We start from the raw sequence: 11543 nt of genomic DNA on the forward strand, positions 1-11543 counted from the left end.
GGACTTCACTTCGCTTTCGGCTGGTCTGCACACGATCGCGCGCCTAGACTTGTCAGTAGCAACACCCGATCCAGGAGGCAAAAGTGCCGCTCTCTGATGAAGAGGCCCGGCTGCTCCACCAGCTCGAGCAGTCATTGGCCGCCGAAGACCCTGACTTCGCGTCCACCCTCCGTGGCTCGAAGTTCATGGCACACAACCGTCGCGTGGCGATCCTGGCCGTCCTGGGATTCATCGGCGGACTGGTCCTGCTGTTCGCCGGCGCTGTGTCGGCCATGACGTGGCTCGGGGTCGTCGGATTCGTCACGATGCTCGCCACTGCCTATCTGTTCATGAATGCCTGGAAGCGGGGGATCGGCCGCAGCGACGAGGAGCCGGCCCGGAGCTCGGGCAAGCCGCCCAAGCCGACCGGAACCTTCGTGGACCGCATGGAGGAGCGCTGGCAGCGCCGCCGCGACGGCGACGAACGCTAGAACTGCCCCACTTCACTCCACTTTCACCATGACCGCCCCCTCGGGGGCGGTTTTTCTTTGCCCTGACGGCATTTCCAGGCCACTCCACGCCGGGGAGCGGCGCCCCAGAAATCTCCCCGAACATGCCCAAAACGGGTAGAGAGTGGGGGATCGTGGGGTATGGTGGGGCGAAATGGAGGAACTGACCGGCGAGGAGGAGAGAGGTGAACCCGGATGTCGCAAACTTCTTCGGCACCTACACCCCTCGTCTCGACGACAAGGGCCGGCTCTTCCTCCCCGCCAAGTTCCGCCCGCGGCTCGAGCACGGCATCGTCCTCACCCGCGGCCAGGAGAACTGCATCTACGGCTGGACGACCGAGGCCTTCAACGCCTTCACCGACCGGGTCCGGGACACGCCGTTCACGAACCAGGCCGCCCGCAACTTCACCCGCATGTTCTTCTCCGGCGCTTCGTCGGAGGTCCCGGACAAGCAGGGGCGGATCTCCGTACCCCCGGTGCTCCGCGAGTGGGCCCATCTGGACCGCGACTGCACGGTCGTCGGGGCGATGGACCGCATCGAGATCTGGGACTCGGGCCGCTGGACCGACTTCTCGAACGCCCAGGAAGGTCCGTTCGCGGACATGTCAGAGGAAGTGATGCCCGGCATCTTCTGACGGTCGCGCGGCGAGATCTGCGCCCGCGTGGTTCTGACATCACTTCCCCGGTGTCAGACCCAGCGGACGCAGATCTGGCCACACGACATCAGCCGGGCAGCACGACAAGCGGAGAGGACGAGGTGACATGAGGATCGACACGGGCACGAGGCGCGTACGGCACGAGGTTGCCGACGGCGTCCGGCTCATGGCGTTCTCCCTGGGTTCCTCCGTCGCACTCGCGCTCCTGATCGCAATCGTCCTGGGGTCCCTATGACCGAGGCGAGCCACGTTCCCGTCCTGCTCGACCGCGTCCTCGACCTCCTGGCACCCTCGGTCGCTGTCGACCGGCCGGTCGTCGTCGACGCCACGCTCGGCCTGGGTGGTCACACCGAGGCGATGCTCACCCGTTTCGCCGACCTGCACGTCATCGGCATCGACCGCGACCCCGAGGCACTCGCGCGGGCCAAGGCCCGCCTCGCCGTCTTCGGTGACCGGGTGACGTTCGCGCACGCGGTCTACGACGAGATCGCCGACGTGGTCGCCGAGGCCGGCTTCCGGACCGTCTCCGGGGTCCTGTTCGACCTCGGGGTGTCGTCGATGCAGCTCGACCTCGCCGATCGCGGCTTCGCGTACTCCCAGGACGCGCCGCTGGACATGCGGATGAACCCCGAGGACGAGCTGACCGCCGCGGACATCCTCAACACGTACACCTCACGCGAGCTCGCCAAGGTCCTGCGGGAGTACGGCGAGGAGAAGTTCGCCAAGCGGATCGCCGACGCCGTCGTCGCGGAGCGGGCGCGCGAGCCGTTCACCAACAGCGCCCGACTCGTCGACCTCATCCGTACCTCCATCCCGGCGGCCGCACGGCGTACCGGTGGCAACCCCGCGAAGCGGACGTTCCAGGCACTGCGCATCGAGGTCAACGACGAGCTCGGCGTCTACCGCCGCGCGCTGCCGGCATCGCTCGAGCTGCTGGCGCCCGGCGGCCGCGTCGTCGTGCTGGCCTACCACTCGCTCGAGGACCGCATCACCAAGCGCGCGTTCACGGAGGTCACCACGACCGACGTGCCACGCGACCTGCCGTTCGTGCCGGAGGGGCACGAGGCCCGCTTCCGCCTGGTCACGCGCGGCGCCGAGATGGCGACCGACGCCGAGATCGAGGAGAACTCCCGCGCCCGGTCCGTACGCCTGCGCGTCGTCGAGCGGATTGCGGCATGAGCCCCCAGCTGGCGCGGGTCGTGGGTGGTGCTGCTGCGCCCGCTCCCCGGTTCTCGCCCGAGAGCGCCAAGGCCGCAGGGCTCCGGCTCGTCCGGCCGGTACGCAGCCGGGCGCGCAAGGCACCGTTCGTCGTCGTGGTCCTCACGATCCTGTCGATCGGCCTGGTCGGCCTGATCATCCTGAGCACGGTCCTGCAGGCGCAGTCGTTCGAGGCGCAGAGGCTCAACGAGCGGGCGGCCGAGCTCGAGACGCAGCAGCAGCTGCTGTCCCGTGAGGTCGACAGCCTCCAGAGCCCGGCGAACGTCGCGCGGCGAGCCATCGCGTTCGGCATGGTGCCCAACACCAACCCGGCATTCCTGCGACTCTCCGACGGCAAGGTCCTCGGCAAGCCCGAAGCGGCCAAGCCCGGCAACACCAACATCCGGAGCGTGTCGCCGTGAACGCCGGCAGGACCGTGTCCCGCCGACGGCTGCGCGTGTGCCTCGCGATGGTCGTCGGCGTCTTCGGCGTCTTCGGCGTCCGCCTGTTCCAGATCCAGGGACTCGACGCCAGCGCGTACGCCGCCAAGGCCATCGAGGACGGGACGGCCAAGAACACGATCCCGGCCCCGCGTGGCGCGATCCTCGACCGCAACGGCGCCGAGCTGGCGACCAGCGTCGACGGACTGACCCTGACGGCGGACCCCAAGATGACCGCGGCGAACGCCCCGCAGATCGCCCGCATCCTGCGCGAGAAGCTCGGCAAGCGGATCGACTACTTCGACACGATCGACAAGCTGCGCACACCGGACTCCCGCTTCGTCTACCTCGTCCGCGACGTCCCGGCCTGGACGGCCAAGAAGGCGCTCAAGGCGATCGCCGACGCCGACATGACCGGGGTGTTCAGCGAGAAGGAGACCCTCCGCGCCTACCCCGGCGGCAAGCTCGCGGCGAACCTTCTCGGGTACGTCAACGGCGCCGGCAAGGGCGTCGCGGGCATCGAGCAGGAGTACGACAAGACTCTGACCGGCACCGACGGCGCCAGCACGTACGAGATCGACCCCAACACGGGCGTCCGCATCCCGATGGCCGACAGCACCGTGACGGATATGGTGCCCGGCCGCGATGTCACGACGACGATCGACCGCGACCTGCAGTGGTACGCCGACCAGCGGCTCGCCGACGCGGTGCGGGCGTCGAGCTCGGACTGGGGCCTGGCGATCACGATGGACACCAAGACGTGCCAGATCGTGCAGATGTCGCAGGCTCCGACGTTCAACGCCGACGACGGCACCGGGATGGTCGACTCCAACACGGTCTCGCGCGGCGTACAGAACGTCTACGAGCCCGGCAGCGTCATGAAGACCATCACGATGGCGGCGCTCGCCGACCAGGGCAAGATCGCGTCCGACACGCCGATCGTGGTCCCGTCGGGCATGCGGATCGACAACTTCCAGATCGGCGACTACTGGAAGCACGGCGTGCTGCACCTGACCGCCGCCGGTGTCATCGCGAAGTCGTCGAACCTCGGCACGATCGTCGCCTCGCAGCAGATGAGCGACACCGTGATGTACAACTACTTCCGCAAGTTCGGGTTCGGCCAGATGTCGGGCGTCAACCTTCCCGGAGAGTCCGACGGCATCCTCAAGAACGGCAAGGAGTGGACCAAGGCCAACCATGCGACGATCGCGTTCGGTCAGGGCGTCTCCGTGACCGCGATGCAGATGGTGCGCGCTGTCGGTGCGATCGCCAACGCCGGCAAGATGTGTGAGCCGTCTGTCGTCAGCTCCACGAGCGATGCCGACGGCAAGGAGACCAAGATCCCCGCCAAGCCCGCCAAGCGCGTCGTCTCGAAGGACGCGGCGGCAACCGTGACCCGCATGATGGAGGCCGTCACGGCTCCCGACGGCACGGCTCCCGCCGCGGCGATCAAGGGCTACCGGGTCGCCGGCAAGACCGGTACGGCCTGGCGCGTCGACCCCCAGACCGGCCGCTACATCCGCGGCCAGAACACGGTGTCGTTCATGGGCTTCGCACCGGCCGACAACCCGCGGTTCCTGACGTACATCGTGCTCGACAAGCCGTACAGCAACGCGGGCGGCGGCTCGACCGCGGCACCGGTCTTCCACGACATCATGTCGATGGCGCTGGAACGCTTCGGCGTCGCGCCCACCGGCTCGAAGAGCCCGAAGGTCAAGCAGACCTGGTAAGTGCCAACGTCGCAACGTTGGTCGCCCTCCTTTGTCTTGTACTCCTTCCTGCGCGCCCAGCGACGTAGTCGCGTTTGTGCTGGCGTCACGACCACCCGGCCAAGTGCGCAGTGATCGCTTGGTCGGGACGTGCGGCTGGTCCGTGAGGGCACGGCACGTCCCGAGCGGGCGCGTGGGTTGCGTTCGTGGGCGGATAGGTTGGGGGGCGTGACCGAGGAGATGCGCGTACGGCCGCGGGAGACGCCGCGATGGACCCTCACCGAGCTGGCCGCGGAGCTCGATGCCGTCGCCACGGAGGAGGCGATCGTCACCGGCATCTCGCTCAACACCAAGCACCTGGAGCCCGGCGACCTGTACGCCGCCGTGCAGGGCGCCAACTCGCACGGAGCGGCGTTCGCCGGCATTGCCAAGGACCTCGGTGCCAGCGCGGTGCTGACGGACTCCGAGGGCTCCGCGATCGTCAAGGACCTGCCGATGATCGTGGTCGACGATCCCCGCCGCGAGCTCGCGAAGCTCTGCAGCACGTTCTACGAGAACCCCAGCGACGCGTTCACGACCGTCGGCATCACCGGGACGCAGGGCAAGACCACCGCGACCTACCTCGCCGAGGCGGCACTCGGCGACCGGGTGTCGGCCGTCGTCGGCACGATCGGTACGCGGATCGGCCGGGTCCCGGCGCCCTCGACACTGACGACGCCGGAGGCTCCCCAGCTCCAGGCGCTGTTCGCGGTCATGCGCGAGGAGGGCGTCGAGCTGTGCGCGATGGAGGTCTCGAGCCACGCTTTGGTGCAGGGCCGCGTCGACGGATTCACGTTCGACATCGGCGTGTTCCTCAACCTCGGGCGCGACCACCTCGACTTCCACAAGGACCTCGAGGACTACTTCCTCGCCAAGGCCGCGCTGTTCACGCCCGAGCACGCGCGCCACGCGATCATCAACATCGACGACCCGCACGGCCGCAGGCTGCGCGAGCTCACGCCGCTTCCGGTCACCACGTTCTCCACCGATGGCAACCCCGCCGACTGGCGTGCCGTCAACATCCGGCCGCACCGTCTCGGCACGGACCTCGAGGTCCTGGGACCGGACGAGATCGCGATCGACCTGTCGGTCCCGCTGCCCGGCGTCTTCAACGTCTCCAACGCCCTGGCGGTCATCGCGGCGCTGTCGCAGGCCGGGCACGATCCCAAGGACCTCGCCGCCGGGATCGCCGCGAGCACCGGCGTGCCAGGCCGCATGGAGCGCGTCGACGCGGGGCAGCCGTTCACGGCGATCGTCGACTACGCCCACAAGCCCGACGCGGTCACGGCCGTGCTCACCGCTCTCCGTCCGGTCACGGCCGGGCGGCTCATCATGGTGATCGGCGCCGGCGGCGACCGGGACCACGGCAAGCGCCCCCTGATGGGCGAGGCCGCGGCGCGCCACGCCGACGTCGTCATCGTGACGGACGACAACCCGCGTACGGAGAGCGCCGCATCGATCCGTGCCGCCGTCCTCGAGGGTGCGGCCGCCGGCCCCGGCGTCGCGATCGAGGTCGCCGGTCGCCGTGAGGCCATCGCCCACGCCGTCCACATGGCGCACCTCGGCGACACCGTCGTGGTCGCCGGCAAGGGGCACGAGCGTGGCCAGGAGGTCAAGGGCGTCATCCATCCGTTCGACGACCACGAGGTCCTCGTCGAGCTGATCGGCGAGCAGGCGTGATCCCGCTGACCCTCCGGCAGATCGCCGAGGCCACCGGTGGCACGGTCCACGGCGACGACGCGATCGTGGTCGATGCGCCGGCCACGATCGACTCACGGGCGGTCGAGCCGGGCGGCCTGTTCGTGGCGATCGCCGGCGAGCATGCCGACGGCCACGAGTTCGCTGCGCAGTCGATCGCTGCCGGCGCGGCGGCGGTGCTCGCCTCGCGCGAGGTGGATGCGCCCTCGGTCGTCGTCGACGACGTCGTCGACGCACTCGGCAGGCTCGCCCGCCACGTCGTCGACCAGCTCGAGGACCTCACGGTCGTCGCGATCACCGGGTCGAGCGGCAAGACCAGCGTCAAGGACCTCCTGGCGCAGCTGTTGGAGCCTGACGGCATGACCGTCGCGACCGCCGGCAACTACAACAACGAGCTCGGGGTGCCACTGACGGTCCTGCGTGCCGACGAGCTCACCCGGTTCCTTGTCGTCGAGATGGGGGCCCGCGCCATCGGCAACATCGCGGAGCTGTGCCGGATCGTCCCGCCCGACGTCGGCATGGTGCTCAACGTCGGACACGCACACATCGGCGAGTTCGGCTCGGCCGAGGCCATCGCCCGGACCAAGGGCGAGCTCGCGGAGGCGGTCGGGAGTGACGGCGTTGTCGTGCTCAACGCCGACGACCCGCTCGTCGCCGCCATGGCCACCAGGACCGAGGCCGCCGTCGTGACGTTCGGTGAGACCGGGGACCTACGGGTCGGTGACCTCGAGGTCGACGCCGAGGGGTGCCCGAGATTCACGCTGACGCACGGCGGCAGGCGCGTGCAGGCATACGTCCCGCTGATCGGGATGTATCACGCCCTGAACGCAGCGGCTGCGGTCGCTGCGGCGATCGTGCTCGGGGTGGATCTCACGACGGCCGCCGAGCGGCTCGCCACGGCCGGCACCCGGTCGCCCATGCGGATGGAGCGCCACGTACGCCCTGATGGCGTCGTCGTGGTCAACGACGCCTACAACGCCAACCCCGAGTCGATGGCGGCCGCTCTGCGCGCGATTGCGGCCATCGGTGAGGGACGTGCGGTCGCGGTGCTGGGCGAGATGCTCGAGCTCGGCGCCGACAGCCATGACGCGCACGTCGAGATCGGCCGGCTCGCGGCGGAGCTCGGCTTCACGAAGGTCGTGGTCGTCGGCGAGGGCGCTCGCGGCATCGCCGAGGGCGCCGGCGGGATCGCGGTGCGCGCAGACGATGTCGATGTGGCCGTCCGCACACTGTCCGCGAGCCTGTCTGGGGACGAGGTGGTTCTTGTGAAAGCATCGAGGGGCGGCCGCCTCGAGCGGGTCGCGAACGCGCTTGTGCAGGGCTGACGGCATACTCGACCGAGTATGCCCAACCGCCCGGGGAAAGGACCAGTCACCCGATGAAGGCCATCCTGATCGCAGGAGCACTGTCCCTTCTGGGGACCCTCATCGGCACCCGTTTCGCGATTTCGGTCCTGGTCAAGAAGGGATATGGCCAGCTCATCCGGGACGACGGTCCCACGTCGCACCACACCAAGCGCGGCACGCCGACGATGGGCGGGCTCGTCGTCATCGCGTCGGTGCTCGTCGCGTACTTCACGGCCAAGCTCGTCACGGGCATCTCCACCGACTTCAAGCCCGGCTGGGAGCCCAGCGCGTCCGCCCTGCTGCTGCTGTTCCTGTTCACGGGCCTGGGCGCCATCGGCTTCCTCGACGACTTCATCAAGGTCTTCAAGCAGCGCAACCTCGGGCTCCGCAGCAAGGCCAAGTTCATCGGCCAGGTGGTCGTCGGGCTCATCTTCGCCTGGCTGGCGATCGGCTGGGAGGACGACACCGGCGAGACGCCGATCACTCATTTCATCTCGTTCACACGCGACTTCAACGGTCCTGAGCTGCCCACGGCCCTGCTCGTGGTCTGGGTGCTCGTGATGATCGCCGGCACCAGCAACGGCGTGAACCTCACCGATGGCCTCGACGGCCTTGCCACGGGCGCCTCGGTGATGGTGTTCGGCGCGTTCGTCATCATCAACATCTGGCAGAGCAACCAGAACTGCTCGGCGATCAACGCCGGCGCGAAGTGCTACGAGGTGCGTGACCCGCTCGACCTGGCCGTGGTGGCTTCCGCTCTCACCGGTGCGTGCTTCGGGTTCCTGTGGTGGAACGCGTCGCCGGCCAAGATCTTCATGGGTGACACCGGCTCGCTGTCGCTGGGCGGTGCGATGGCCGGATTCGCCCTCATGACCCGCACCGAGCTGCTGCTGGTCGTCATCGGCGGCCTGTTCGTCGCCATCACGGCGTCGGTGATCCTGCAGGTCGGGTTCTTCAAGCTCAGCGGGGGCAGACGGATCTTCCGCATGGCCCCGCTCCAGCACCACTTCGAGCTGCTGGGCTGGGCCGAGATCACGATCGTCGTCAGGTTCTGGATCATCAGCGGCCTGTGCGTCGCGGCCGGACTCGGCATCTTCTACGCCGAGTGGGTCACCGGCACATGAGCGAGCGCCAGCGAGCGAACAAGGGTGCTGTCATGCCGGGGCCTCCGTATCGTTGGTTCTTCATGGGGGCCATGGCATGACGGCCGTCGACACCCTGGGCCGGGAGTCGTCGTGGGAAGGCATCCGGGCCGTCGTCGGCGGCCTCGGCGTCAGCGGGTTCGCCGCCGCTGACACGCTGCAGCACCTCGGCGCCTCGGTCATCGTGCTCGACGACGGCGACGACGACGGTCTTCGCGAGAAGGCGACCCTCCTGGAGATCCTCGGCGTCGACGTACGCCTGGGGCCCGGCTCGACCGCAGACCTCCCCGACGACATCGACCTGGTCGTCACGTCCCCTGGCTGGGGACCCGGCACGCCGCTCCTCGTCGAGGCCGCCGGCCGTGGCATCCCGGTATGGGGTGAGGTCGAGCTCGCCTGGCGCCTGCGCGGCGAGGGCGCTGCGCCCTGGCTCGCCGTGACCGGCACCAACGGCAAGACCACGACGGTGCAGATGCTCGAGTCGATCCTGCGCGCCGAGGGCCTCAACGCGCTCGCGGTCGGCAACGTCGGGACGCCCGTGCTCGAGGCGGTCATGAACCCCGAGCCGTTCGACGTCCTGGCCGTCGAGCTGTCCAGCTATCAGCTGCACTGGAGCTCGTCGATCTCGGCCGAGGCAAGCGTCGTGCTCAACCTGGCGCCCGATCATCTCGACTGGCACGGGGGGATGGAGCCCTACACCGCCGACAAGGCGCGGATCTACGACCGTACGCAGCTGGCCTGCGTCTACAACGTGCAGGAGCCCGAGACCGAGCGGCTCGTCGAGGAGGCCGACGTCATCGAGGGATGCCGGGCGATCGGCTTCACCCTCGGCATCCCCGCGCCGGGCATGATCGGCCTCGTCGACGACGCGATCGCCGATCGCGCCTTCATCGCCGGACGGCTCTCGACCGCCGCCGAGCTCGGCAGCATCCACGACCTGGCACCTGCCGAGGGGGAGCTCCCGGCACCCCACAACGTCGCCAACGCGCTCGCCGCGGCCGCACTGGCACGGGCGCACGGGGTGGCTCCTCGAGCCGTACGGGACGGGCTCCGGTCCTTCAAACCCGATGCGCACCGCATCGCCGAGGTCGCCCGCATCGGGGGAGTCCGCTGGGTCGACGACTCCAAGGCCACCAACACGCACGCCGCCCAGGCGTCGCTGCAGAGCTTCGAGCACGTCGTCTGGGTCGCCGGCGGGCTGGCCAAGGGTGCGAGCTTCGACGACCTCGTGATCGCGACCCGTGACCGCCTCCGAGCAGCGGTTCTGGTCGGCCGCGACCGCGGACTCGTCGCCGAGGCGCTCGCGCGACACGCGCCTGATGTGCCCGTCGTCGAGGTCGACACCGGGGAGACTGATCCCATGGATCGCGTCGTCGAGGTCGCGGCATCGCTCGCCCGTGAGGGCGACACCGTGCTGCTGGCCCCCGGTGCCGCATCCATGGACCAGTTCCGCAACTACTCCGCACGGGGCGACAGCTTCGCCGCGGCGGTGCACCGGTTGCGCGACAGATCCTGAACCTTCCTTCCCCGAGGCAGAGGACCATCATGACGCGGAGCAGTCGTACATGACTTCCACCGCCGAACGTCGATCGCCGGCGATCATCGAGGCCGCCAGGCGTACGCTCGAGCGTCCCCTCGCGTCCTACCAGCTGGTGCTCGGATCGACCGCCCTGCTGCTCGGCCTGGGCCTGATCATGGTGCTGAGCGCCAGCTCGGTCTATGCGCTCCGGAGCTACGGCAACTCGTTCGCGATCGTCGAGCGGCAGCTGATCTTCGCCGTGCTCGGGGTGATCGGTGCCGTCATTGCGGCACGCATCCCGCTCCGGGTGCTCCGCAAGCTGATCATGCCGTTCCTGCTGGGCACCGTCGCGCTCATCGGTGCCACGTTCTTCATCGGCGTCGACGTCAACGGCAACCGCAACTGGCTGGCCCTCCCGGGCGGCTTCCAGGTGCAGCCGTCGGAGTTCGCCAAGCTCGCGGTGGTCCTGTGGATCGCCGACCTCTACGCCCGCCGGCAGAAGTACCTCGGCACCCCGCGCTACGTCCTCACGCCGATGGTGCCGGTCGCGGGTGCTGTCGCCGCCCTCGTCGTGGGTCAGCACGACCTCGGCACGGCCCTGGTGCTGTTCGCGCTGATCGGCGGGATGCTCTGGGTCGCCGGGCTGCCGGCCAAGCAGATGAGCGCCGTCATCGCTGGCATCTTCGTCGTGCTCGTGTTCTTCGTCGCGACGGCGCCGCACCGGGTGGCCCGCCTGCTCAACTTCACCGATCCGCTCGCCGATCCCGACAACGCCGGGTTCCAGTCGATCCACAGCAGCATGGCGCTCGCCCGCGGAGGATTCTGGGGCGTCGGCCTCGGCGGGAGCCGGCAGAAGTGGGGCTCGTTGCCGGAGGCCCACACCGACTTCATCCTCTCGGTCATCGGCGAGGAGCTGGGTCTGCTGGGCACGTTCGTCGTCCTGGTGCTGTTCATCGTGCTGGCCTTCGCCGGCATCCGCATCGCCAGCCGCACCGACGACCCGTTCGTCCGCTACACCGCTGCCGGCATCACGATCTGGATCATGTCGCAGGCCGTCATCAACATCGGCATGGTGCTGGGGCTGCTCCCGGTCATCGGGATCCCGCTGCCCCTGATCTCCTACGGCGGCTCGAGCCTCCTGGTGACACTGGTCGCCATGGGCGTTCTGATTAACTGTGCCAAGACCGAACCCGGAGCCCGGCGAGCCCTTGCCGCCGGCCGCGCCAACCGTGCGCGGGGCCGAGTCTCACGGAGGAGCTGAACCAGTGCGTGCGTTGCTTGCCGGCGGTGGGACCGCCGGTCACACGTC

General features: G+C 69.1%; 11 protein-coding genes. All 11 read left to right on the forward strand.

The window, feature by feature from the left end; genetic code table 11:
* Positions 1–83 precede the first annotated feature (83 nt).
* The 11 genes from V6M46_RS00155 to ftsW all read left to right on the forward strand — a co-directional run bounded on the left by V6M46_RS00155 (position 84) and on the right by ftsW (position 11495).
* Entirely contained in the window at positions 84–470 is a 387-nt protein-coding gene (locus tag V6M46_RS00155) for a DUF3040 domain-containing protein (protein WP_332661653.1), read from the forward strand.
* 203 nt (positions 471–673) lie between these two features.
* Complete coding sequence (gene mraZ, locus V6M46_RS00160) at positions 674–1123, forward strand: division/cell wall cluster transcriptional repressor MraZ (protein ID WP_332661654.1); 450 nt, start codon at positions 674–676, stop codon at positions 1121–1123.
* Between the two features lie 127 nt (positions 1124–1250).
* Positions 1251–1379, forward strand: a complete 129-nt coding sequence (locus tag V6M46_RS00165; RefSeq protein WP_332661655.1) for a hypothetical protein — start codon at positions 1251–1253, stop codon at positions 1377–1379.
* Positions 1376–2323 carry a 16S rRNA (cytosine(1402)-N(4))-methyltransferase RsmH gene (gene rsmH, locus V6M46_RS00170; protein ID WP_332661656.1) on the forward strand — a complete coding sequence of 316 codons (948 nt, stop codon included), beginning with the start codon at positions 1376–1378 and terminating at the stop codon, positions 2321–2323. Before V6M46_RS00165 ends, rsmH begins: the two co-directional genes overlap by 4 nt.
* Entirely contained in the window at positions 2320–2763 is a 444-nt protein-coding gene (locus tag V6M46_RS00175) for a hypothetical protein (RefSeq protein ID WP_332661657.1), read from the forward strand. Before rsmH ends, V6M46_RS00175 begins: the two co-directional genes overlap by 4 nt.
* Positions 2760–4511 carry a peptidoglycan D,D-transpeptidase FtsI family protein gene (locus V6M46_RS00180; RefSeq protein WP_332661658.1) on the forward strand — a complete coding sequence of 584 codons (1752 nt, stop codon included), beginning with the start codon at positions 2760–2762 and terminating at the stop codon, positions 4509–4511. The genes V6M46_RS00175 and V6M46_RS00180 overlap by 4 nt, the downstream gene beginning before the upstream one ends.
* Before the next feature lie 219 nt (positions 4512–4730).
* Positions 4731–6209: a UDP-N-acetylmuramoyl-L-alanyl-D-glutamate--2,6-diaminopimelate ligase gene (locus tag V6M46_RS00185; protein ID WP_332661663.1), complete on the forward strand. Its 1479-nt coding sequence runs from the start codon at positions 4731–4733 to the stop codon at positions 6207–6209.
* The gene (locus tag V6M46_RS00190) at positions 6206–7552 is read left to right on the forward strand and encodes a UDP-N-acetylmuramoyl-tripeptide--D-alanyl-D-alanine ligase (RefSeq protein WP_332661659.1); all 1347 of its coding nucleotides are present in this window, start codon (positions 6206–6208) and stop codon (positions 7550–7552) included. The genes V6M46_RS00185 and V6M46_RS00190 overlap by 4 nt, the downstream gene beginning before the upstream one ends.
* Positions 7553–7605: 53 nt before the next feature.
* Positions 7606–8697: a phospho-N-acetylmuramoyl-pentapeptide-transferase gene (gene mraY, locus V6M46_RS00195; RefSeq protein WP_332661660.1), complete on the forward strand. Its 1092-nt coding sequence runs from the start codon at positions 7606–7608 to the stop codon at positions 8695–8697.
* 76 nt (positions 8698–8773) lie between these two features.
* Complete coding sequence (gene murD, locus V6M46_RS00200) at positions 8774–10231, forward strand: UDP-N-acetylmuramoyl-L-alanine--D-glutamate ligase (protein ID WP_332661661.1); 1458 nt, start codon at positions 8774–8776, stop codon at positions 10229–10231.
* A gap of 49 nt (positions 10232–10280) precedes the next feature.
* Positions 10281–11495, forward strand: coding sequence for a putative lipid II flippase FtsW (ftsW, locus tag V6M46_RS00205; protein WP_332661662.1), 1215 nt, complete (start codon positions 10281–10283; stop codon positions 11493–11495).
* Positions 11496–11543: the final 48 nt, after the last annotated feature.

The sequence above is a fragment of the Aeromicrobium sp. genome (assembly GCF_036676885.1).
In the GTDB taxonomy this organism is placed as follows: domain Bacteria; phylum Actinomycetota; class Actinomycetes; order Propionibacteriales; family Nocardioidaceae; genus Aeromicrobium.

Coding starts and splice junctions, on each gene's coding strand:
- V6M46_RS00165 (WP_332661655.1), top strand. CDS start 1,251: ATGAGGATCGACACGGGCACGAGGCGCGTACGGCACGAGGTTGCCGAC.
- rsmH (WP_332661656.1), top strand. CDS start 1,376: ATGACCGAGGCGAGCCACGTTCCCGTCCTGCTCGACCGCGTCCTCGAC.
- V6M46_RS00175 (WP_332661657.1), top strand. CDS start 2,320: ATGAGCCCCCAGCTGGCGCGGGTCGTGGGTGGTGCTGCTGCGCCCGCT.
- V6M46_RS00185 (WP_332661663.1), top strand. CDS start 4,731: ATGCGCGTACGGCCGCGGGAGACGCCGCGATGGACCCTCACCGAGCTG.
- mraY (WP_332661660.1), top strand. CDS start 7,606: ATGAAGGCCATCCTGATCGCAGGAGCACTGTCCCTTCTGGGGACCCTC.
- murD (WP_332661661.1), top strand. CDS start 8,774: ATGACGGCCGTCGACACCCTGGGCCGGGAGTCGTCGTGGGAAGGCATC.
- ftsW (WP_332661662.1), top strand. CDS start 10,281: ATGACTTCCACCGCCGAACGTCGATCGCCGGCGATCATCGAGGCCGCC.